Genomic DNA, 22302 nt, shown 5'->3' with positions numbered 1-22302 from the left:
GCTTTTCCCTATACGAGAGTTCTAGACATGGCCAAGACCGTAATGATCGTCGATGACTCTTCATCGATGCGCCAACTGGTGAAAATGAGCCTGACCAGCGCAGGACATCAGGTTATCGAGGCTGTAGACGGGCGCGATGCGCTCAACAAGCTGACCGGGCAGAAAGTCAATCTGATCATCAGTGACGTGAACATGCCCAACCTCGACGGCATAGGCCTGGTCAAGGAGGTCAAGGCGCGTCCCGAATACCGTTTCACGCCCATCATCATGCTCACCACCGAAAGCGAACAATCCAAGAAAGCCGAAGGCCAAGCTGCCGGTGCCAAGGCCTGGATCGTCAAACCTTTTCAGCCCCAGCAATTACTCGCTGCGGTCGAGAAACTGTTGGGGTAAGCCCATGTTCTCGATAACCGACGCTACGCCAGACAGCCCGGCGCTGATGCATGTAACGGGCGACCTGACCATCTACGAAGTCAGACAGGCGCGCGAGCTGCTCATGCCCTTGCTGACCACCCAGACACAGAGTTGGCAGCTGGACCTGAGCGGCATTGATGAACTCGACAGCGCGGGTGCGCAACTGTTGCTGGCCTTGCAGCGCGAGCTGTCACTGGCCGGAACACCAGCGACAGTACGCGCAGCTTCGCCCAGCGTGATTGAAATGGCCGGGCTGTTGGCTCTGGATGTGCTCCAACCTGTGGCTCAGGCCGAGGATTGACCGATGCTCAGTGGCGAACAGTGGAATCAGTTACTGCAAGGCTTTCTGGACGAAGGCCGCGACCTGCTCAAGGATGCTGAAGACAGCCTGCTACGCCTGGAAACCACACCGGACGATCACGACGCGGTAAATGGTCTTTTTCGGGCCGTCCACACACTCAAGGGCTCGGCCGGCATCTTTTCGCTGACCCCGCTGGTAACCCTCACCCATCATCTGGAAAGCCTGCTGATGTCAGTGCGCGACGGGCAGCGGGTGCTGACCTCGGAACTGACCTCGCTGATGCTCAAGTGCATGGATGAGCTAAGCACGTTGCTGGAAAGCGTGGATCCCGACAACGGCCTGATGGAAGCCGACGAAAGCCGTCAGGCACCTTTGCTCGCAGCCCTGGCCAAGGCTCAGGGACATGATGTAGCCGACGCTGAAAATAACGCATCGATCAGCAGCGAAGCAGTTGCAGAGGCCGATGAACACGATTGGCAGATTTCCATCGCGTTTGCCAGGGAACTGTTCCAGAACGGTTTCGATCCGGCAGCGTTCGTGCGTTACCTCAAGAAGCTCGGCACCATCACCCGGATGCAGACCCTGACGTCCGGATTGCCCGCACTGGCGCAACTCGACCCCGAAGAGTGCCACATGGAGCTGAACCTGACCCTGCGCAGCAGTGCCCGGGCCAGCGAGATCGAGGATGTTTTCGAGTTCATTCAGGACTTCTGCACGCTGCAGATCGAGCAACTGGCGCAGCAGGATGAACCGGCAGCCAGCGAAACACCGGTCGAACATTACCCGGTGCTCGAACAGACTTCCGTTGTGCCAGCGCAGGCGGTAATTGCCGTGGCCGCTGCCGCATCCGAAAGACCGGCAGCGGCTCCCAACCGTGACCGTCGACCGGTGGAAAACACACTGGTCAAGGTCGCGGCAAACAAGCTCGATGAGCTGATCAATCTGGTCGGCGAACTGGTCATCAGTACTGCCGGTGCGCAGATGCAGGCCCGACTCAGCGGCCACAATGCCTGCATCGAAAGTACCCAGGCGGTTCTCCAGCACGTGGAGCAGATTCGTGAAATCGCCCTCAAGCTGCGCATGGTCGAAGTCGGCGAAACCTTCAACCGTTTCCACCGCGTGGTACGCGATGTCAGTCAGGAACTGGACAAGAAGATCCAGCTGACCATTCGTGGCGGCGAGACCGAACTGGATAAATCGGTGATCGACAAGGTTGCCGATCCGCTGACGCACCTGGTGCGCAACGCCATCGACCACGGCATCGAATCGGCTGCCGAACGCCTGGCGGTCGGCAAGCCTGCCGAGGGCAACCTGAGCCTGAATGCCTATCACGACTCCGGAATGATCGTGCTGGAAATCAGCGATGACGGGCGCGGCCTGAACACGGCGCGCATCCTGGAAAAGGCCATCGCCAAGGGCATGGTCGACGCCGATGCACAACTGAGCGACAGCGATATCCACCTGCTGATTTTCGAGGCCGGGTTCTCGACGGCCGAGCAGGTGTCCAACCTTTCCGGACGCGGCGTTGGAATGGATGTAGTGCGCAGCGCCATCGATCAACTGCGCGGCCTGATCGAAATCGATTCGGTGGCTGGTGAAGGCTGCACGTTCCGCATTCGTCTGCCACTGACCCTGGCAATCATCGACGGCTTTCTGGTCAGCGTGGGCCACGACAGCTTTGTCATTCCGCTGGATATGGTCACCGAATGCATGGAGGCCAGCGCGCCGCCGCTGGAAAACGGCTATGGCTATCTGAACCTGCGTGGCCGCCCCCTGCCCTGCATCGCGCTGGACAGCCATTTCGGCCTGAAAGCCGAGCCTTCACGCCGCCGCAACATTGTGGTGGTCAGCCAGGGCCGCCAGCAGGCCGGGCTGATCGTCGATCAATTGCACGGCGAGCTGCAAACCGTCATCAAGCCCTTGGGCAAGATGTTCCAGCACCTTCGCGGTATCAGTGGCTCAACCATTCTGGGTTCCGGGCAGGTCGCCCTGATTCTGGATATCCCGAGCCTGTTTCGTCATTTACAAGCGCAGATGGAAAGCGCCCACCAGACCAGTGTCGCCAGCGCCAACTAACTTTTTCAGCCTTCAGGAGATGTAAACATGCAGTTCATCCGCAATATGAAGATAGGCGTCAGGCTGACACTCGGCTTTCTGATAGTGGTGGCCTTGACTGCGACCATCGGCCTGCTGGGCATCCGTAATCTGGATGAGGTCAACAAGCTCTCCGACAAAATGTACGATGTCGACGTCGAAGGTATGAGCCAGTTGCAGGAAGCCAACATCCAGCTGATCTCGGCCGGTCGCTCCATGCGCCAGAGCCTGCTTTCGACCACTCAGGAAGACCGTGAAAAGGCGGCCAACCTCACCAACAGCACGCTGGAAACAACCCGCGCCCTGATCGTCAAATCCCGCGAGAGCTTCCTTACCAAGGAAGGCCAGGCCAGGGTCGATGCCTTGCTGGCGCCGCTGGGCGAGTACGAAACCCTTGCCAAACAGTTGCTGCTCGCCCATCAGCAGAGCGGCCAGCTTCAGGAGGCCAGCGAAGCTACCAACCTGCTGCCAAGGGCCATCTCGACTGGCGATGTCGTCGATCGCATGCTGGGCGAAGTGGTCGATTACAAGAAAGACCGCGCCGGGCAATCCAATCAGGAAATCACCACGATCTCGGAAAAATCGCGGGTACAGATGATTGTGCTGGTGGCCGTTGCGACTCTGCTGGGCATGCTGATCGGCGTGCTGGTCACCCGCAGCATCACCAAGCCGCTCAATGGCGCAGTGGAAGCCGCCAATCGCATGGCTGCTGGCGATCTGAGCAAGGATCTTGAGGTCAACAGCAAGGACGAAACCGGTCAGTTGCTGTCCGCCATGCAGAACATGGCCCTGCGTCTGCGCAGCATTCTCGGCGATGTACGCAGTGCCGCCGATTCGCTGTCCTCGGCTTCGGAACAGGTCAGCTCGACCTCGCAATCCCTGAGTCAGGCGGCCAACGAACAGGCAGCCAGCGTCGAGCAGACCAGCGCCTCGGTCGAACAGATGTCGGCCTCGATTGCCCAGAACACCGAAAGCGCCAAGATCACCGACGGGATTGCCGGCAAGGCCGCCAATGACGCCGTGCAAGGTGGCGGTGCGGTGGTCGATACGGTCCTGGCCATGAAGCAGATCGCCGACAAGATCAGCATCATCGACGACATCGCCTACCAGACCAACCTGCTGGCCCTGAACGCCGCGATCGAAGCCGCACGGGCCGGTGATCATGGCAAGGGCTTCGCGGTAGTCGCTGCCGAAGTGCGCAAGCTGGCAGAGCGCAGCCAGGTTGCCGCTCAGGAAATCGGCCAGGTCGCCTCCAGCAGCGTGCAACTGGCCGAACAGGCCGGACGCCTGCTCAACGAGATCGTGCCCAACATCCAGAAGACTTCCGACCTGGTTCAGGAAATCACTGCCGCGTCCCAGGAACAAAGCGGTGCTGCCGGGCAGATCAATATCGCCATGGGCCAGATGAACCAGATCACCCAGCAGAACGCTTCGGCCTCCGAAGAACTGGCGGCCACCGCAGAAGAGATGAATGCCCAGGCCGGACAACTGCAGGAACTGATCGGCTTCTTCCGCTTTGAAGCCCAGTCGCCATCGAGGCCTCAGCCACGCGCCAACGACAACTACAGCGGCACACCGCCGCCATGGTCGCGGGGCAAGTCGCAGGTCGATGAAGGCCAGTTTGTCAGTTTCAACTAAGGGGCGGCGACCATGACTCTTCCGCAAACTGTCGAGCGGTTATCCGATGCCGACATGATGAGTATCCAGCATCTGTCGTTTCGGGTGCGTGACGCGGCCTATGCCCTGCCCATCGATCTGGTACGCGAGATCATCGAGTACGACGAAGTCACCTCGGTACCGATGATGCCGGCCTTTATCCACGGCGTGATCAACCTGCGTGGCAATGTGGTGCCGGTGCTCGATCTGGCGGCGCGCTTCGGCTTCGAGCTGACGCACCCCGGCAAGCGCACCTGCATCGTGATCATCGAACTGACCCTGGAAGACCTTTACCAGCGCATTGGTCTGGTGGTGGATGCGGTGGACGCCGTGCTCGATATCGACCCGCAACAGGTAGTGCCCGCACCACCGTTCGGTGCCGGTATCCGCACCGACTTCATCGCCGGCATGGCTCGTCGCGAACAGACTTTCACCATCATTCTGAACATTGCACAAGTGTTGTCCCTGGATGACATTCGCCAGCTCAGTCTCGCTGTGCTCAAGGGAACCTGAGATGTCGGAAGCACTGAAGATGCCGGCACTCGGCGACACCGAGTTCCTCCATCTGCAAAAACTCATGGCCGATGCGTCAGGCATCCAGCTGGCGCCCAACAAGCGCCCGCTGGTTGCCGGGCGCCTGATGAAACGACTGCGCTATTACCGGCTCGACAGTTACACCGAATACCTGCAGATGCTCGAACAGCCGCAGTACAAGCAGGAGCGTCGGCTGGTAGTGGACCTGTTGACCACCAACGAAACCTACTTTTTCCGCGAGCATCCGCACTTCGAGTTTCTCGGCCAATGGCTGGCCCGGCGTCGTGGTTCGGTGCGGGTCTGGAGTGCCGCCTGCTCGTCGGGCGAAGAACCATACAGCCTGGCGATGGTACTCAGCGAGCACGCCACTACCCAGGACTGGTCAATCCTGGCCAGCGACCTGAGCCTGAGCATGCTGCACAAGGCCCACGAAGGCATTTATGACATTGCCCAGGCCAAGTACTTTCCCGCTGGCTGGATGCAGCGCTACTGCCTGAGCGGCGTCGGCGACATGAGCGGCCGCTTCCGGGTCCAGGCGGGCCTGCGCGACCGGGTCACGCTGCGCGAGGTAAATATCGTCCAGCCGCTGGCCGAGGACGTGGGCCAGTTTGATGTGATCTTTCTGCGCAACGTACTGATCTACTTCGACAACGAAGAAAAGAAACGTATCGTGCAGCGCCTCGTCTGTCAGTTGCGTCCCGGCGGGCTGCTGTTCATAGGCCACGCCGAAAGCATTCATGGTTTTGAGCTACCCGTACGACTGGTACGGCCCTCGGTGTACGAATGTCTGTAAATCAACCCATTTTCCTGCGCCCCGGCGACTACTTCTTCGGCCGTCACGACGGACCGGTCACGACGCTGCTGGGCAGTTGCGTGTCGATCATTCTCTGGCATCCACGCTGGCGCCTGCTCGGCGTGTCGCATTACGTCCTGCCCCGCGATCCGACCGGCAGTTATAACCAGGCACCTGCCAACGATCACGACACCCGCTACGGCGATGCCGTGTTCAAGCGCATGCACGCCGATATGGTGCGTCACGGCACCAACCCGAGCGAGTACCGCAAAGGCATTTTCGGCGGTGGCAGCCTATCGCGCTTCGAGGGCAATTCGCTGCGCAGGATCGGCCACACCAACAGCGATTTCGCCCGCAAGCAGTTCAGCCTGCGCCACTGGGCGGTGGATTTGTGCGACCTCAATGGCGAGCACTATCGCCGTCTGCAGATCGACGGCCTGAGCGGCAGGATCGACTGCCAGCGCAATGAAGTCACGCTGCCCGTCATGCAGCACTCAAGGACAGGTGGGCATATTCTGTGATCCGCGTATTCATCGTTGACGACTCGGCGCTGGTGCGCCAGGTACTGACCAATTGCCTGGCCAGCCATCCCGGCATCGAAGTGATCGGCCAGGCCAGCGATCCGCTGTACGCCATCGACAAGATGCGCCGCGACTGGCCCGACGTGGTGATTCTGGACATTGAAATGCCGCGCATGGATGGCCTGACCTTTCTGCGCCAGATCATGAGCGAACGCCCGACCCCGACGCTGATCTGCTCGACCCTCACCGAGTCGGGCGCCAGCGTGTCGGTCGAAGCCCTGGCGGCTGGCGCCGTGGGTGTATTCACCAAGGCGCGGCTGGGCCTGAAGCAGAGCCTGGAGCAGATTTCCGGGGATCTGATCCGCAAGATCGAAGAAGCCGCCCGGACTCGTCCCGGCGCATTCCGCCCGCCTGTCCGGGCACAGGTTCAGGAAGCGCCAGCGCCGGTCAGTCCGCTGCTCAGGACCACCGACCGGGTGGTCGCACTGGGCTGCTCCACGGGCGGCACCCAGGCACTGGAATTCATTCTTCGCCAACTGCCACGTGACTGCCCGGGCATTGTGATCGTTCAACACATGCCGGAGAAATTCACGGCCGATTTTGCCAGGCGTCTCGATGGCCTCTGCCAGATCGAAGTGCGTGAAGCCAGACATCTGGATCGCGTTCACAGCGGCCTGGCCCTGATTGCTCCCGGCGGTCTGCACATGCAGCTCAAGCGCAACGGGGCGCACTATCAGGTCGAAGTCCTCGATGGCCCACCGGTCAACCGCCACAAGCCCTCGGTGGATGTGCTGTTTCGCTCCATGGCCCGCCATGCAGGCGCCAATACGCTGGGCGTGATCATGACCGGCATGGGCGACGATGGCGCGCGCGGCCTGCTGGCCATGCGCGAAAGCGGGGCTCATACCGTGGCTCAGGATGAAGCCAGTTGCGTGGTGTTCGGCATGCCCAAGGAAGCCATTCGCATGGGCGCAGCACAAGCGATAGAACCGCTGTCCAGAGTACCGATACTGATCCAACAGTTTGGTGACAGCGCACGGCATGGCTAACGGAGTGCCATCGCCGATATCCGGGATAGGGATGTCCTTTCCGTGGGCGCTTCATGCACGGATGCAGCCAGCAATTAGCGGGCTATCATCCATTCTCACGGGAGAACAGTAATCGTAGCTATCACTCGTTGGCCGCTATCCACTTCCCATGCGACACAGGCCGTCAATATGCCTTGCCGAATTCTGCTCGCCGATGACTTCCCGTTGTTTCGGGCTGGTATACGAGCACTACTGGAAAAACAACACGAATACGAAATCGTCGGGGAAGCCGGCGATGGAGACAGCACCATTCAGCTCGCGTGCCTGCTGATGCCGGACATCGTTCTGCTCGACATGTCCATGGGACGATCATGCAGCCTTCAGGCACTGGAAGAGTTGTCGGTGCATGCGCCCTGCTGCAAGGTGCTCATGCTGTCGACACATACCGACTCGGGCTTTGTCATGAAGTGCCTGCAACTGGGCGCCCAGGGTTACCTGCTCAAGAGCGCCAGCTTTCTGGAACTGGAGCTGGCCTTGCAGGCGTTGCAGCATGGCGATCAGTACCTGTCTTCGGAAGTCGTGCCGCTGGTAGTCAGTCAGGCAGTCAAGAAAAGCCTGCCGCAGCCTGCCGGCAACAGATCCGGCAACTTCTCGCTGACCGAACGGCAACTGGAAATCCTGCGCCTGATCGCCCGTGGCGAGTCGACCCGCTCCATCGCCATGGGCCTTGGCCTGAGCGTCAAGACCGTGGAAGCCCATCGCTCTCAGGTCATGCATCGCCTGGGCATTCACGATATCGCCAGCCTGGTGCTGTTCGCTGTGCGCGAAGGGATCATCCAGGTCAATGACTGACGCGAATCAGATCAGCAGCGGTGGCTCGAAAGCGGTCACTTCCGGTAGCTCCCGATCCCATTTGACGATCTGCACCGAGGCGGTCTGCGCCGCACAGCCCTGAGAAAGCCGTGAAGCCCCGACATCGAGAGTAATCACGTTGGGATTGCCATGCTTCTCCAGGCTGCCTTTCTCGCCCGGCAGCAAGGGATCGAACCAGGCCCCGGTTGCGATTTGCACCACGCCGGGACGAATGTCGTCCGAGACAATCGCCCCGGCCAGAAAGGCCCCGCGCTCGTTGAATACCTTGATGACATCGCCATCGACAATCCCGCGAGCTGCGGCGTCCAGGCGATTGAGGGTCAAGGGTTCGCGCTGGCGGATCTTTGATGAGCGGCTGTAGGCACCATGATCGTACTGGCTGTGCAGCCGGGTTCGCGGCTGATTGGACAGCAAGTGCAAGGGAAACGCCGGAGCAGGCCTGGCCAGCCATACCGGATGCCCCGGACAGTCTGCATAGCCGAAGCCGGCGATGCGCTCGGAAAATATTTCGATGCGCCCGGAAGGTGTGGGTAGCGGGTTGGCCTGCGGATCGTCACGAAAGGCCTTGAGCAGCACCGTATCGGTTTGCGGGTATTGCACCTCGAACAGCCCGTCGCGCCAGAACTGTTCGTAGCCCGGCAAGCGAATGTCGAACGCCTCGGCCCTGTCACGTGACTGCTCGTAGATGAAACGCAGCCAGGCAGCCGCATCGCGTCCTTCTGTGAAGCTTTCGGCCACGCCCAGACGCTGCGCCAGGTCGGCAAAGATCGAATAGTCATCGCGGGCTTCGCCCACCGGTTCGATGGCTTGCTGCATGGCGATCATGAAACGGTCGGAAGCCGAGCTGCCAATGTCATTGCGCTCCAGCGCGGTAGTCGCAGGCAGGACAATATCGGCGTAGCGGGCCTGGGCGGTCCAGTATTGCTCGTGGACGATGATGGTTTCCGGGCGTTGCCAGGCATCCAGCAGGCGGTTGAGGTCCTGATGGTGATGGAAGATATTGCCGCCCACCCAGTACACCAGCCGAATGTCCGGGTAGCGGCGCTGCTGGCCGTTGTAATCGAAGGTGGCGCCGGGATTGAGCAACATGTCGGCGACGCGGGCCACCGGGATGAAATCCTTCACCGGGTTACTGCCCTGCTCGAAACGCGGCCCCGAGAACGGCTTGCGGCCGCTGCCCGTATTGTTCATGCAGCCATAGCCAAGCCCGAAACCACCACCCGGCAAACCGATCTGGCCCAGCAATGCGGCCAGGGTCACGGTCATCCAGAACGGTTGCTCACCATGAATCGAACGCTGCAGGGAATAGGCGACGTTGATCATGGTGCGTTTGCTGGCCATGCGTTGCGCCAGTTCGGTGATCTGCGCAGCGGCAATCCCGGTCAACGGTTCGGCCCAGTCCGGGTCTTTGGGTTGCCCGTCGGCATGGCCCAGCAGGTAATCGCGAAAACGTTCATAGCCGACGGTGTAGCGCTGCACGAATGCTTCGTCATGCAGGCCCTGGGTGATCAGCACCCAGGACAAGGCCATCATCAACGCCGTGTCACTGCCCGGACGCACCGCCAGCCATTCGTTGTGCTCAGGGCCACGCAGATCGTCGCGCAACGGGCTGACATTGACGAACTGCACACCGGCCTCGGACATACTCTGCAAGGCACTGGTCAAAAGATGATCGCTGGCGCCGCCGGGGCTGGTCTGGGCGTTCTTGGCCGGCAAGCCACCAAAGGCCACGAACAGCTCACAATTCTCGGCCAGATTTTTCCAGGAGGTGTGTCCCGCCAGCAGCCAGTCCATCGGGCCGACGATGTGCGGCATCAACACCCGCCCGGCACCAAGGCTGTAACTGTCGGTGCTGAACACATAGCCGCCCAGGCAGTTTAGGAAGCGATGCAACTGGCTCTGGGCATGATGAAAGCGCCCGGCGCTGCCCCAGCCATAACTGCCGCCGAAAATCGCCTGATTGCCATGTTGCTGCCTGATGCCCTGGAGCTGTTTGGCGACCAGCTCTAGGGCCACGTCCCAGGACACCTCGACAAAAGGCTCCTGGCCACGCAGATCGGGCCGCCCTCCGGCTTGCTGCAGAAAGCTGCGGCGCACGGCGGGGCGTCGGATGCGGGTTGGCGAGGTGATGGCGGCGGCAACCGACTCGCCGATGGGCGACGGATCCTTGTCCCATTCCACCGGCAACAGCGCCTGTAATTTGCCGTCCACGACCTGAGGACGATAGGCACCCCAGTGCAATGAAGTGAAAGTCATGGGTACAGGCTCCTATTTTATTCGCGAACGAATTGGCTCTCTCATCAAACAAAACGCGAATTCATGATTGGAACGCTCCGTGGATCCCGTTTGCCGAACGACAGCGCAGTGTCAGGAACATTGCGGGGACTCCTGCGCGATAGTAGATATCAGCGAGAGGCCTGCGCCTGGGGTTTGAGCGCCGAGTTGAACGACTCATCGAAGACACTGGCTGCAGGATAGTGTCTGGTCAACCCGGCCTTGTTGAAAAAGTCGATGGTCTGCTGCGCGCCCGCCACGACATCCGCTGTGATGGGGACCACGACGATCTGTGAACGGGAGAACCAGCGGCGGGCGACTTCGGCATCGGCTCTGGTCACGCTCGACCAGGCGTTGGCGTAGATTTCATTATTTTTTGGCTCGCGCACCGACCAGTCGCGAGCCGCTTGCAGGCGTTGCAGGAAATCGTTGATCTGGGCACGCTTGTTCTGGATCGCCCGATCGTTGGCCACGATGAAGCTCTGGGCAGGAATCAGCCCCTTGGCGGTGACGATCACCCGTGCGCCCTGGCGTTCCTGCTGGGTGACGTAGGGCTCCCAGGTCGCAATGGCGTCCACCGAACCACCATCCAGTGCATGGGAAGAATCCAGCGCACTGAGGTAACGATACTCCACCGCATCACGGGCCACGCCCGCCTTGTCCAGCGCAGTGAGCATCAACTGCTGGCTGAACGAGCCCTTCCAGATCGCAACTTTCCTGCCTGCCAGATCGGCAACGCTGTGGATCGGCGAGTCCTTGCGTACCACGATGGCCACGCCATCCAGATTCTGCCGCGAGACACCGATGACCTTGATCGGCGCGCCGAGGGCGCCCATGAACAACGCCGGAGAATCGCCCAGTAAACCGACATCCAGGCTGCCGACGTTCAAGGCTTCGGCCACTGGCGAACCGGCGGTGAACTGCTTCCACTCCAGCTCGTAAGGCAAGTCATCGAGTACGCCTGCGGCTTCCATCACGGTCCGGGCACTGTGGCTCTGGTCGCCGACCACCAGATCGGCGGCCTGGGCATTCAGCGAAGCTGCCAGCGTCAGCAACAGGCCTGGCAGGATGCGGTTTTTCCATCGGGCAAAGGTGGCGGGCACAAGCTATCTCCAGGGGATAGTGAAACGAATGCCAGGAACCTTATCACCCGGAAAAACATTATCTAAATTCATTTTAGATCTAGATTAATATGCAAATAGCTCAGTCATCACACCGTCTCATCGACCTCCAGCCGTTCGCGCAGAAACTCGATCAAGGCCTGCACCGGCCTGGATGCCTGACGATGCTGCGGATAGACCGCCGACAAGGTCAGGGGCTCGGGACGCAGATCATCGAGCACCCGCACCAAACTTCCGCTGCTCAATGCCGCACCGACAATAAAGGTCGGCAGATAGGTGATGCCCAGCCCGGCAATCGCTGCGTCCCTGAGCAGTTCACCGTTGTTGGTGCGCATCCGCCCGCTGACACTCAGGCTCACGGGCTTGCCACTGCCCTGAAAGCGCCATTGCACCTGACGGTTATGGCCGTAAGGCAAGCAGTCATGGGCATGCAGGTCTTCCGGTTTTTCCGGACGACCGCGCTCGGCCAGGTATACCGGGCTTGCGCAATACACCCGGTCGATCGTGGCGATCCGCCGGGCAATCAGGCTGGAGTCTTCCAGCACCCCGATGCGCAATACCAGGTCGTAGCCTTCGCTGAGCAAGTCCACCGGACGATCGCTCAGGTCCACTTCCACCGCCACATCCCGATAGCGCTGCAGGAACAGCGGCAGCAGGCAACCCAGGTGCGCCACCGCAAACGACAGTGGCGCACTCAGGCGCAGGGTGCCACGCGGCTCGCTGTTCTGCCCTGCAATCCCCTGTTCGACCTGCTCGACCTCGCCCAGCAGGCGCAAGGCAGATTCGTAATAGCTCTGCCCCAGCGGGGTTACATCCAGTCGCCGGGTCGAGCGATTGAGCAAGCGCACGCCCAGCCGCTCTTCCAGTTGCATCAGGCGGCGGCTGACGAACTGCTTGGACAGGCCCAGCTTGTCGGAGGCCGCCGTAAAGCTGCCCGACTCCATGACCTGACAAAAGATACGCATGTCTTCAAAGGGGTTCATTGTCACAACCTGGTTGACAGTTAAACGCTTTATAGCCGCTTTTTCGCCTTTGAGCACCCTATTAATCTGTGTCCATGGTGCAGACGAGGCCTGAAGCCCGGACTGCCCTTGCCAACCAACCACTTCAGTTTTTTCAAAGGATTGCCCCATGAACACTGTGCAAAAAGCCCTGACCACTACCCTGCTCGCCCTTTCCGTGAACAGCGCCTTTGCCGCTGGCAGCCCGGGCGTGGAGCACAACACCCAGGCCTTTCTCGAAGCCCTGGCCGCTGGCGGTGGCAAGCCGCTTGAACAGTTGAGCCCCAAGGATGCCCGCGCAGTGCTGACCGGTGCACAGGCCTCGGTCAAGGTCGACCTGTCTGGTGTAGAGGTCAGTGAGCGCGTCATTGATGCCAACGATCAGAAGATCACTCTCAAGATCGTTCGCCCTGCCATGCTCAAGGGAGAGCTGCCAGTGTTCATGTTCTTCCACGGCGGCGGCTGGGTCCTGGGGGACTTCCCGACTCACCAGCGACTGATCCGCGATCTGGTGGTCGGCTCCGGCGCGGTAGCCGTGTATGTCGATTACACGCCCTCGCCAGAAGCCCAATACCCGACCGCAATCAATCAGGCCTATGCCGCGACCCGCTGGGTGGCCGAGCACGGCAAGCAGATCGGCGTCGATGGCAGTCGGCTGGCGGTTGCCGGCAACAGCGTCGGCGGCAACATGGCCGCGGTCGTGGCCCTGATGGCCAAGGAGCAGAAGGCTCCGGCGCTGCGCTTCCAGTTGCTGCTGTGGCCGGTCACCGACGCGAACTTCGATAACGGCTCCTACCAGCAGTTTGCCGAAGGCCATTTCCTGACCAAAGGCATGATGAAGTGGTTCTGGGACAACTACACCACCGACGCCGGCCAGCGCGCACAGATCCATGCCTCGCCGCTGCAGGCCAGCAGCGAACAATTGCGTGGCCTGCCTGCGGCGCTGGTACAGACCGCCGAGTTCGATGTGCTGCGCGACGAAGGCGAAGCCTATGCCCGCAAGCTGGATGCGGCAGGCGTACCGGTCACGGCCGTGCGCTACAACGGGATGATCCATGACTTCGGCCTGCTCAACCCGCTGAACCAGGTTCCTGAAGTCCGCGCCGCGATGCGTCAGGCGGCGGGCGAACTGAAGGCTCACCTCAGCAACTGATCCCTCGCCCACCCGGAGCCTGCGCCAGAGCAGGCTCCTGTCTGTCCTGCCCGGAGTCTTGCCATGTCCTTTGTCCTGAGCCATCCGCTGTTGTGGAGTGCCCTGCTGCTACTGGCCGATGTATTGATCTGGCACCTGTCGCCCGCCCAGCATCGGGTCGTGCGGATCGGCATTCGCCTGGGCCTGTTCCTGAGTTTCAGCACCCTGATCATCAATGCCGGTATCAGCCCGTTGCTGGCACCGGCCTGGCCTGACGACAGCGTGCTGCAACTGGGCGCCACGGCCCTGGCGATTCTCTGGTGGGTGTATGCCGCGCGGGTGCTGACCGTGCTGATCGGTCTGGCTCTGCTGCGTCGGGTCGGCCACAGCGGACGCCTGCTGCAGGATGTGATCGGCGCGCTGGTGTTCCTGATCGCCGTCGTCGCGGCGGCCGGTTATGTGCTGGAGTTGCCGGTCAAGGGTCTGCTGGCAACTTCCGGCGCCGTGGCGATCATTGTCGGCCTGGCCCTGCAAAGCACCTTGAGCGATGTGTTCTCCGGGATCGTGCTCAACACCACCAAGCCCTATCAGGTCGATGACTGGGTGGCGATCGATGGCATCGAAGGCAAGGTGACCGACATCGACTGGCGCGCCACGCATCTGCTGACCAGCGCTGGCAGCACGGCCGTGGTGCCCAACTCGGTGGCGGCCAAGGCCAAGATCGTCAACCTGAGCCGACCGACCCACATGCATGGCGTATCGATCAGCATTCAGGTGCCCAACCATATCCGCCCCCGCCGCGTGCTCGATGCGCTGGATCGCACCTTGCAGGGCAGCAGCAGCCTGTTGCTGTCACCGGCCCCCAAAGCGGTGCTCAAGGAAGCCGGGGAAAGCATGTCCGAATACGTGGCCAGCGGTTTTATCGCGGACCTGGGCAAGAAAGGCGAAGTGCGCAATCAACTGTTCGATCTTGCGCATCGCCACCTTGAAGCGGCAGGCATCGTCCGCCAGCTGGATGCCAGCGGCGAACCGACTTCCCGTGCCCGGACCTTGCTGGAAGACGTGAAAGTATTCCGCTCGCTGAACGCTCAGGAACGCGACCGTCTGGCCCAGCACATGACCGCGCAGCAGTACTCTGCAGGCCAGGTGGTGCTGGATCTCGACGAGGTTGCCGACTGCCTGTTCGTCATCGCCACCGGCGTGGTCAGTGCCTCGGTGCCGGACGGCAACGAGCGGATCGAAGCCGGACGCATGGGACCGAGTGAAGTGATGGGCGAGCAAAGCATTCTCGATGACATCCCGTCCGAAGCCTGCTTCACCGCCATGACCTCCAGCATCATTTACCGGATCGACAAGAACGTCGCCCGCGCCTGCATGGAACAGTCCGGACAGGTCAACAACGCGCTGCACAAACTCCAGGCAGTACGGCAGAAGAACAGCCACTCGGCGCTGCTGGCCAGGCCGGCACAGGTCAAGAAAGGCGGCTTTCTCGGCTGGTTGCAGAATCGCTGAGCGAATCACGTGAAGCCCGGGCCAGAGCGCTGCACCAAGGCAATCTGCTATCTGACCCGCCCTGCAAATTAACAACGATTAACTCGTCAGCCCCGCTCCTGCACTCAAGAATGGCGCTCTCTGCGCAGACTTTTGCCTGGCCAAAGGTGCTGACGAGCGACATCCGCACCTTAGCGCGAAAGGACATTGCCATGACCCACGCTCCGCAATACCCGTGTCAGACCTGCAAACGCCTTGAACACATCGAGAAGCAGACAACCGTAAATGGCGGCCTGACGCCCTGGCGCGAGCGTCTGGCCAAGCAGTTGATCCTGGAGAAGCTGGGCGAAAACATCGAGGTTTCCGAGCTGGCGCGTGCCTGCGCCTTGTCCCGAAGCTACTTTTCCCGAGCGTTCAAATGCAGCACCGGCCTGTCGCCTCAGGAATGGATTCGCAGCCAGCGCATCGCCCGCGCCAAATGCCTGATCCAGCACACTGAAATGACTTTGACGCAGATCAGCCAGGAGTGCGGATTCTGTGATCAGTCGCACTTCTCGCACATATTTTCCCGTGCCGAAGGTATAAATCCCTTTACTTGGCGTGGCCATGCGCTAAAGAAAACACATCGCATCGAACAGTTTGTCGCTGCCGAGTTCTGAAATAAGGGCTAGATTGAACGGCGCATCGCGAGCACGCTCGGACGCTATTCATCCGCCCGAAAACGGGCCTCGGAGGCGACAGAACAGGAATGACCCCTTGACCCTTCTCACCGAACTGGCCGTGCATTTCGGCCCTTATCGGATCTACCCGGAACAACGTCTGGTCCTGGACGCCGAGCGCCCCGTGCGGCTGGGCAGTCGTGCCATGGATATTCTGCTGGTGCTGATCGAGCACGCCGGGAAGATGGTCAGCAAACAACAGATCATGGCTCATGTCTGGCCTCGCAGTGTGGTCGAGGACAGCAACCTGCGCGTGCACATGACGGCCTTGCGCAAGGCGCTGGGCGACGGCCAGGCAGGCCAGCGGTATATCGTTACAGTTGCGCAACGTGGTTACAGCTTTGTCGCTCCCATCACCCTGCAACGGGTTGAACACAGGCAAAACGCCAATATGAAGAACTCGACCGGCCATAATCTGCCCGTCCGCCAATCGCGCATTCTGGGACGAGATGCGTTGGTCAACAGGCTGGTAAGCCAACTGCAACAGCATCGCTTCATTTCACTGACCGGCCCCGGCGGAATCGGCAAGACCACGGTTGCACTGCAGGTGGCCGAGCAATTGATCGGTTATTACCGGGACGGCATTCGCCTGCTGGACCTGGCGCCCCTGTCCGACCCGGCCATGATCACCCCGCATCTGGCCATGCTGCTCGATATCGCGGTGCACGAGGACGAGCCGATCAGCCGGATGGGCGCGTTCCTGCGGGATCGAAAAATGCTGCTGGTGATCGACAATTGCGAGCACATGGTCGATGCCATTGCCTTGCTCAGCGAAGGTATTCTGCGCAGTGCGCCCGATGTACATATCCTGATCACCAGCCGTGAAAGCCTGCAGGTCGAGGGCGAATGCGTCGAGCGCCTTGAGCCTCTGGACTGCCCGCCCGTGGAAGGGGTAAACCGGGCCGAAGCCATGAGTTTTGCAGCCCTGCAATTGTTCGTCGAACGGGCCACGGCCAATCAGGAACACTTTGAACTGACCGAGGCCAACCTGCCGCTGGCGATTGAAATATGCCAGCGCCTCGACGGCATTCCGTTGGCCATCGAGCTGGCCGCCGCCCAGGTGGGCAACCTGGGGTTCAGCAATCTGCTTGAACACCTGCAAGCCAGTTTCCGCCTGCACAGCCAGAGTCATTCTGGCGCATTGGCGCGCCATCAGACCTTGCGCGCCACGCTGGACTGGAGCTTCCAGATGCTCAACGCCTGCGAGCAGACCTGCCTGCAACGCCTGAGCATTTTCAAGGGCCGTTTCACCCTGGACTCCGCGATGGCAGTGGCAGTCGATTCCGCTGTTACGGCGCCTGAAGTCTTCGCCACACTCGCGCAACTGGTCACCAAGTCATTGCTGAATGTCGAGGTGGGCGACCAGGAGGTCTTTTATTACCTGCTCGATACCACCCGCAACTACGCTCTGGAAAAACTGCGCCACAGCGAGCAACTGCCCGCGACCCGCGAACGCCATGCGCAACGCTGCCTGGCCATCATGCAGCAAGCACAACAGGACTGGGAGCAGATCCCCACTTACCGATGGATCGAGCGCTATATCCACAGCCTGGAAGACATACGCGCAGCGCTGGATTGGGGGTTCGACAGCTGGCATGCCCACAAGCTGGTCATTGAGCTGGTCGCACACTGCGCACCGCTCTGGCAGGAGCTGTCGCTGCTCAAGGAACAGGGCTTTTATGTACGCAAGGCCTTGAAGCTGCTGGAAGCAGATCCGTTTCCGTCGGCAAAACTGTTGATCGCCCTCAAGCTGGCCCTGGGCAGCGTTTCCTATCACACCCTGAGCGGCACCGACGAAGCCGTACAAGCCTTCGCCACTGCCCAGATGCTGGCCGAGCAGAGCAACGATCTGGCCGGCCAGTTGCAGGCCATATCCGGGCATATGGTCGTCAACCTGTGTCGCGGGCAGTATCAGCAAGCCCTTGAGCAAAACCGGCAGTTCAATCGGCTGGGCATGAACACAGATGTCATCACCTGCCTGAGCACCCATCGGTTACGGGTATTGGCGCTGCATTTTTCAGGCGACCAGACCCTAGCCCGGCAAAATGCCGAGCAGGTCATTCAACGCCTGGCACAGAACGGCCATCCCAACCGCTTCACTTACGGTTTCGGCGTGCAATACGACCAGAGCGTTGCCGCCCTGACCATCCTGGCGCGCATCCTCTGGTTGCAGGGCCGTCCCGAACTGGCGTGGCATACCGCCCGTCAGGCACTGGAAATCGCTCAGCAGATCAACCATGGCACGTCTATCTGCTACACCCTTTCCATGGCGGGTTGCGCCATCGCGCTCTACAACGGTCACACCGAAACGGCCAGCGAATTATTGAAGCTGCTGCGCGAGCAGTCGCAAAGGCACTCGGCGCTGCTGTTCTATGACTGGGCACAGCACTATGCGCAGGTCATTACAGGCAGCGAAACGGCCAGCCACACAACGAATAGCGGCAAGCTTATCGAAGACATCATGCTCACTCTGCGCCCGGGCAAGGTCGATGATGCCTTGTTCGAGCGGGCGCAAAGCGGAGCTGCTGGCTGGTGCAGCGCAGAAATTCTGCGGGTTCGCGCCGACAGCCTGCCTGATCAGCAGGCAGACGCAGCCAGGGCGATACTGCATCAAGCGTTGAGCGTGGCGCAAAACCAGGGGGCGCTGGCCTGGGAACTGCGCAGTGCAACCTCACTGGCGCGTCTCATGCAGCGTCAGGGGCACAAACGGCAGGCGTGGCTGGTGCTGGAGCCCGTCCATGCACGTTTTACCGAAGGCTTCGCAACACCGGATCTGCTCGCAGCCCGGCAACTACTCGACCAGTTGCAATGACGGCGCCTGTATCCGCGAGAAACGCCCCGCGGCGAGATATCGCGCCAGGCGTGCTTCATATAGCTGCGCATCGCCGCTGTGCTGCAGCTTCTCCCGCGCATACACGCGGGTGGTGTGCAGCAAGCCATAGCGCAACGTGGTGGAACCTTGAATCAGTGACAGCAGCGATTTGTCCGCCAGTTGCTGCAAGGTCTTGCCCACGCAGTCGGCGCTCAACAAGGCACAGGCCACAACCTCAATTGCAGCCTCCGGGGTGAATGCCGAAGTAAAGACTGCAAGCCGCTGCAATACGGTCTGTTCAGGGAAATCCAGGCGCTCATAGCTCCAGTCCAGCGAGGCCTTGAAGGACTGATGACGCGCGACGGCGGTGCGCCGGCCAAGGCTCGGCGACTGAAAACAACTGTCCAGTCGGGCCTGCAGACCGGTTAATCCAAAGACGTTGATTCGCGCTGCGGCCAACTCGATGGCCAGCGGAATCCCGTCGAGCCGTCGACAGATATCACCCACAACGGGCACATCCTGCTCACGCAGGACGAAGTCTTGCTGGCACGCCCTGGCCCGACGGACAAACAACTGCATGGCCGCATACGCCATGGCGTCCTGCGCGTCATTCGGTGCAATGGCCAGCCCAGACAGGCGCAACACGGATTCCCCGGCGGCCAGCAGCGGTTGCCGGCTGGTCGCCAGAATCGATAGATGCTGACAATCCGGCAACAGGGATTGGGCCCAGCGCCGGGCACTTTCAGGCTGATGCTCACAGCCATCGAAGATCAGCAGCGCCCGACGTCCGGCCAGGGCCGCGACCAGTCCATTCAGAGGCAACTGCCGGGCAAAACCCAGCGCGGCCACTAACTGGGCAGCCACCTGTTGCGCACCGTCGGGGGTAGAAAAGTCGATGTTCCAGACACCGTCCGGATAATGCCTGAGAAGTGCTTCGCTGACCCGACCGGCCACTGCGCTCTTGCCGATGCCTCCCGGCCCGACCAGCGTCATGAAGCGCCGTCCGGGCAACTGACGCACGATTCTGCCCACCACCTCATCACGCCCGATCACCGGGGTCAGCCGTACCGGCAGATTGTGACGTGGTGCAGGCGGCTCAATGCTCATCTGATTGTCGGCTTCGACATGCTCGACCCTGGCCACGAAGCAGTAGCCCCGCTGAGGAACCGTTTCGATATAGCGCTGCCCGTTGCGCCCATCACCCAGAGCACGACGAAGGGCCGCGACCTGCACCCGCAGATTGATGTCTTCGACCACCGAGTTATGCCAGACCCGGGCAATCAGCGCGTCCTTGCCAACCACGCTGCCTGCCTGTTCGACCAGCACCTGAAGAATATCCAGCGCCCGTCCGCCCACGCGCAAGGCGACATCATCCTGCATCACCAGCCGCTGAGCGACATGGAAGACATAAGGACCGAAGCGCAGTATCGAATCGTTGTGAATATTGTTGAGGCTGTCCATATCGATTTATACGCCGATAAACCCGGCTCTCCTGGCCACCGCACGACCCTTGTAAAAGATTCGTGTTCATCTTGGCAGGCAGGGACAGCGGAACAACCGCTACGGGAGGCGCGATACGGTCATTACGGTGCGCAATACGGACAACCTCAACTGAATTGCTCGCGATACTGGGCTGGCGTCAGACCAATCTTGCCGCTGAACAGGAAACGCATGTGCCGCACGCTGCCAAAACCGCTTTTATAGGCCACGGTCTTGAGCGGCAGATCGGTGGTTTCCAGCAGGTTACGGGCGCGGTCGATACGGGCGCTTTGCAGGAAGTCCATGGGCGTCATCTGCACCTCGCGGGCAAAGGTGCGGGCGAAATGGCGCGGGCTCATATTGGCCAGCCCTGCCATGCGCTCGATGCTGAACGCTTCATCCAGATGCTCCAGCACATGATTCTGCACACGGGTGACGGGGGTTTCCTGAAGTGCAACGGCGGTCATCAGGGGGCTGAACTGCGCCTGGCCACCCTGGCGTTTCATCAGCACCAGCAGCACTTTGGCCACATCCTGGGCGACCTTCTTGCCATGGTCCTGAGCCACAACGGCAAGCGACAGGTCGATGCCGGCAGTCACGCCACCGGAGGTCAGGAGGTTGCGATCCTGGATATAGATCTGGTCGGTTTCCACCTGCGCCTTGGGGAAGCGCTTGATGAGCCGGTCCGTGTAATGCCAGTGCGTGGTCACCCGATGCCCGTCGAGCAATCCGGCGTCACCCAGGATAAAAGCCCCGGTACAGATGGAGCCATAGCAGGAGGCACGGGGCGCGGCGTCATGTAGCCAGTTCAATAAAGGCTGGTGTCTTTCGTTGTAGGCACCCGGCCCTCCCGGCACCAGCAACAGGTCGCAACTCTCCGTAACCTGGCTGATATGCCGGTCGGCCAGAATGTTGACCCCACAGGACGCACGCAATGCGCCCTGCTCGGTACCGATGGTTGAAACCTGATAGTGCCTGTCAGGCTGCAAATAACGATTGGCAATCGAAAACACCTCGATAGGTCCTGCCATATCGAGCAAAAGAAAGTCCGGGAACAGCACCATCGCCACGCTTTTCATGAGGTGTGCATCACTTGAATGAGGTGAAAGACAGACAGAGCATTATGACGAAGATGAAGCCTCTATGCCGCCCCCAGCCGACTGTCAACCTGAGAAGGACAGTCATTCGTTTTTCAGCTACTTATTGCGACCAACGATAACCAGTAACCTTCATCTCAACAGGTCGATAACCATCGACACCGAAATGGAGAAACAACCATGCTGACTCTTCGCAAAGCTTCCGACCGTGGCGCAGCCAATCATGGCTGGCTGAAATCCTTTCATACTTTCTCGTTCGCCAATTACTACAACCCGCAGGAACAGGGTTTCTCCGACCTGCTGGTGATCAACGATGACCGCGTTGCGCCGGGCAAAGGCTTTGGCCAGCATCCGCACCGCGACATGGAAATCTTTTCCTATGTGCTCGAAGGCGCACTGGAACACAAGGACACTCTGGGCACCGGCTCGGTGATCCGTCCTGGCGACGTGCAACTGATGAGCGCCGGCAGCGGCGTGGCGCACAGCGAGTTCAACCACTCGCACAGCGAACTGGTGCATTTTCTGCAAATCTGGATCGTACCGAATGTGGCTGGCGCGACACCGAACTACCAGCAGGAACACTTCAGTGCGGCACAGAAACGTGGACGCCTGCAGTTGATCATTTCCGCCGAAGGAAACGATGGCTCGCTGAAAGTCCGCCAGGATGTGCGGGTCTACGCCGGTCTGTTCAACGGCAATGAAACCGCCAGCCTGGAACTGCCAGCCAATCGTCATGCCTACGTGCATGTCGCCCGTGGCAGCGTCGTACTCAATGGCGAGAAGCTGGGAGAAGGCGATGGTGTGCGGCTGCGCGACGAACAACTGATTCAATTCAGTGAAGGCGTGGATGCCGAAGTGCTGGTCTTCGACATGCGCCCGAACGAACGACCACAGATGCCTTGAGGCTTATATAGAGAAGGAAAAAAGCATGCCTTCCGGGGAATCAGAAGGCATGCGCAGGG

19 protein-coding genes are annotated in these 22302 nt (G+C 60.6%); 14 read left to right on the top strand and 5 right to left on the bottom strand.

What is annotated here, in order from left to right; all coding sequences use genetic code 11:
* The first annotated feature begins 27 nt into the window (after window positions 1-27).
* The 9 genes from ALQ04_RS14600 (at window position 28) to ALQ04_RS14560 (ending at window position 8193) form a co-directional block, all read left to right on the top strand.
* Window positions 28-393 (top strand): response regulator, encoded by a 366-nt coding sequence (locus tag ALQ04_RS14600; RefSeq protein ID WP_122316460.1) that lies wholly within the window; start codon window positions 28-30, stop codon window positions 391-393.
* A 4-nt stretch (window positions 394-397) separates the two neighbouring features.
* Window positions 398-715 carry an STAS domain-containing protein gene (locus ALQ04_RS14595; protein WP_122316459.1) on the top strand — a complete coding sequence of 106 codons (318 nt, stop codon included), beginning with the start codon at window positions 398-400 and terminating at the stop codon, window positions 713-715.
* 3 nt (window positions 716-718) lie between these two features.
* Entirely contained in the window at window positions 719-2791 is a 2073-nt protein-coding gene (locus ALQ04_RS14590; RefSeq protein WP_122316458.1) for a chemotaxis protein CheA, read from the top strand.
* A 27-nt stretch (window positions 2792-2818) separates the two neighbouring features.
* Window positions 2819-4447 (top strand): methyl-accepting chemotaxis protein, encoded by a 1629-nt coding sequence (locus ALQ04_RS14585; protein WP_122316457.1) that lies wholly within the window; start codon window positions 2819-2821, stop codon window positions 4445-4447.
* Window positions 4448-4459: 12 nt separating this feature from the next.
* A complete protein-coding gene (locus tag ALQ04_RS14580; protein WP_122316456.1) occupies window positions 4460-4978 on the top strand; it encodes a chemotaxis protein CheW in 519 nt (172 codons plus the stop codon).
* 1 nt (window position 4979) lies between these two features.
* Window positions 4980-5792: a protein-glutamate O-methyltransferase CheR gene (locus ALQ04_RS14575; RefSeq protein WP_122316455.1), complete on the top strand. Its 813-nt coding sequence runs from the start codon at window positions 4980-4982 to the stop codon at window positions 5790-5792.
* Window positions 5783-6313: a chemotaxis protein CheD gene (locus tag ALQ04_RS14570; RefSeq protein WP_122316454.1), complete on the top strand. Its 531-nt coding sequence runs from the start codon at window positions 5783-5785 to the stop codon at window positions 6311-6313. The genes ALQ04_RS14575 and ALQ04_RS14570 overlap by 10 nt, the downstream gene beginning before the upstream one ends.
* Window positions 6310-7362: a chemotaxis response regulator protein-glutamate methylesterase gene (locus ALQ04_RS14565; protein ID WP_122316453.1), complete on the top strand. Its 1053-nt coding sequence runs from the start codon at window positions 6310-6312 to the stop codon at window positions 7360-7362. The genes ALQ04_RS14570 and ALQ04_RS14565 overlap by 4 nt, the downstream gene beginning before the upstream one ends.
* Window positions 7363-7530: 168 nt before the next feature.
* Entirely contained in the window at window positions 7531-8193 is a 663-nt protein-coding gene (locus tag ALQ04_RS14560) for a response regulator transcription factor (RefSeq protein ID WP_122316452.1), read from the top strand.
* A 6-nt stretch (window positions 8194-8199) separates the two neighbouring features.
* Here the strand turns inward: ALQ04_RS14560 and ALQ04_RS14555 are convergent, their stop codons facing one another.
* The 3 genes from ALQ04_RS14555 to ALQ04_RS14545 form a co-directional block, all read right to left on the bottom strand.
* Window positions 8200-10470, bottom strand: coding sequence for a molybdopterin guanine dinucleotide-containing S/N-oxide reductase (locus tag ALQ04_RS14555; RefSeq protein ID WP_122316451.1), 2271 nt, complete (start codon window positions 10468-10470; stop codon window positions 8200-8202).
* Window positions 10471-10619: 149 nt separating this feature from the next.
* Window positions 10620-11591: an ABC transporter substrate-binding protein gene (locus ALQ04_RS14550; RefSeq protein ID WP_122316450.1), complete on the bottom strand. Its 972-nt coding sequence runs from the start codon at window positions 11589-11591 to the stop codon at window positions 10620-10622.
* 107 nt (window positions 11592-11698) lie between these two features.
* The gene (locus tag ALQ04_RS14545; RefSeq protein WP_122316449.1) at window positions 11699-12592 is read right to left on the bottom strand and encodes a LysR family transcriptional regulator; all 894 of its coding nucleotides are present in this window, start codon (window positions 12590-12592) and stop codon (window positions 11699-11701) included.
* A 148-nt stretch (window positions 12593-12740) separates the two neighbouring features.
* Between ALQ04_RS14545 and ALQ04_RS14540 the strand changes: the two genes are divergently transcribed.
* From ALQ04_RS14540 to ALQ04_RS14525, 4 genes are all read left to right on the top strand, one after another.
* Window positions 12741-13763, top strand: a complete 1023-nt coding sequence (locus ALQ04_RS14540; RefSeq protein WP_122316448.1) for an alpha/beta hydrolase — start codon at window positions 12741-12743, stop codon at window positions 13761-13763.
* Between the two features lie 63 nt (window positions 13764-13826).
* Complete coding sequence (locus tag ALQ04_RS14535; protein ID WP_122316447.1) at window positions 13827-15254, top strand: mechanosensitive ion channel family protein; 1428 nt, start codon at window positions 13827-13829, stop codon at window positions 15252-15254.
* Between the two features lie 191 nt (window positions 15255-15445).
* A complete protein-coding gene (locus tag ALQ04_RS14530; RefSeq protein ID WP_122316468.1) occupies window positions 15446-15892 on the top strand; it encodes a helix-turn-helix domain-containing protein in 447 nt (148 codons plus the stop codon).
* A gap of 97 nt (window positions 15893-15989) precedes the next feature.
* On the top strand, window positions 15990-18764 hold the full coding sequence (locus tag ALQ04_RS14525; RefSeq protein ID WP_122316446.1) for a winged helix-turn-helix domain-containing protein: 2775 nt from the start codon (window positions 15990-15992) through the stop codon (window positions 18762-18764).
* Here ALQ04_RS14525 and ALQ04_RS14520 read toward each other — a convergent pair.
* Both ALQ04_RS14520 and ALQ04_RS14515 read right to left on the bottom strand, forming a co-directional pair.
* Entirely contained in the window at window positions 18744-20225 is a 1482-nt protein-coding gene (locus ALQ04_RS14520) for a winged helix-turn-helix domain-containing protein (protein WP_122316445.1), read from the bottom strand. The two genes, ALQ04_RS14525 and ALQ04_RS14520, sit on opposite strands and share 21 nt — an antisense overlap.
* A gap of 146 nt (window positions 20226-20371) precedes the next feature.
* Window positions 20372-21322: a GlxA family transcriptional regulator gene (locus ALQ04_RS14515; RefSeq protein WP_122316444.1), complete on the bottom strand. Its 951-nt coding sequence runs from the start codon at window positions 21320-21322 to the stop codon at window positions 20372-20374.
* 198 nt (window positions 21323-21520) lie between these two features.
* Here ALQ04_RS14515 and ALQ04_RS14510 point away from each other — a divergent pair, with 198 nt between their 5' ends.
* Window positions 21521-22243, top strand: coding sequence for a pirin family protein (locus ALQ04_RS14510; protein ID WP_122316443.1), 723 nt, complete (start codon window positions 21521-21523; stop codon window positions 22241-22243).
* The last annotated feature ends 59 nt before the right edge of the window (window positions 22244-22302 follow it).

Origin of the sequence: Pseudomonas cichorii, from assembly GCF_003700275.1 — a bacterium.
GTDB lineage: Bacteria > Pseudomonadota > Gammaproteobacteria > Pseudomonadales > Pseudomonadaceae > Aquipseudomonas > Aquipseudomonas cichorii_B.
The sequence above is the reverse complement of the archived record's forward strand: the minus strand, read 5'-3'. Positions and strand labels throughout refer to the sequence as shown.

Excerpts from the sequence above, each read along its gene's own strand:
- ALQ04_RS14600 (WP_122316460.1), top strand. The coding sequence starts at position 28 with ATGGCCAAGACCGTAATGATCGTCGATGACTCTTCATCGATGCGCCAA.
- ALQ04_RS14595 (WP_122316459.1), top strand. The coding sequence starts at position 398 with ATGTTCTCGATAACCGACGCTACGCCAGACAGCCCGGCGCTGATGCAT.
- ALQ04_RS14590 (WP_122316458.1), top strand. The coding sequence starts at position 719 with ATGCTCAGTGGCGAACAGTGGAATCAGTTACTGCAAGGCTTTCTGGAC.
- ALQ04_RS14585 (WP_122316457.1), top strand. The coding sequence starts at position 2,819 with ATGCAGTTCATCCGCAATATGAAGATAGGCGTCAGGCTGACACTCGGC.
- ALQ04_RS14580 (WP_122316456.1), top strand. The coding sequence starts at position 4,460 with ATGACTCTTCCGCAAACTGTCGAGCGGTTATCCGATGCCGACATGATG.
- ALQ04_RS14575 (WP_122316455.1), top strand. The coding sequence starts at position 4,980 with ATGTCGGAAGCACTGAAGATGCCGGCACTCGGCGACACCGAGTTCCTC.
- ALQ04_RS14570 (WP_122316454.1), top strand. The coding sequence starts at position 5,783 with ATGTCTGTAAATCAACCCATTTTCCTGCGCCCCGGCGACTACTTCTTC.
- ALQ04_RS14560 (WP_122316452.1), top strand. The coding sequence starts at position 7,531 with ATGCCTTGCCGAATTCTGCTCGCCGATGACTTCCCGTTGTTTCGGGCT.
- ALQ04_RS14555 (WP_122316451.1), bottom strand. The coding sequence starts at position 10,470 with ATGACTTTCACTTCATTGCACTGGGGTGCCTATCGTCCTCAGGTCGTG.
- ALQ04_RS14545 (WP_122316449.1), bottom strand. The coding sequence starts at position 12,592 with ATGAACCCCTTTGAAGACATGCGTATCTTTTGTCAGGTCATGGAGTCG.
- ALQ04_RS14540 (WP_122316448.1), top strand. The coding sequence starts at position 12,741 with ATGAACACTGTGCAAAAAGCCCTGACCACTACCCTGCTCGCCCTTTCC.
- ALQ04_RS14535 (WP_122316447.1), top strand. The coding sequence starts at position 13,827 with ATGTCCTTTGTCCTGAGCCATCCGCTGTTGTGGAGTGCCCTGCTGCTA.
- ALQ04_RS14530 (WP_122316468.1), top strand. The coding sequence starts at position 15,446 with ATGACCCACGCTCCGCAATACCCGTGTCAGACCTGCAAACGCCTTGAA.
- ALQ04_RS14520 (WP_122316445.1), bottom strand. The coding sequence starts at position 20,225 with ATGGACAGCCTCAACAATATTCACAACGATTCGATACTGCGCTTCGGT.
- ALQ04_RS14515 (WP_122316444.1), bottom strand. The coding sequence starts at position 21,322 with ATGAAAAGCGTGGCGATGGTGCTGTTCCCGGACTTTCTTTTGCTCGAT.
- ALQ04_RS14510 (WP_122316443.1), top strand. The coding sequence starts at position 21,521 with ATGCTGACTCTTCGCAAAGCTTCCGACCGTGGCGCAGCCAATCATGGC.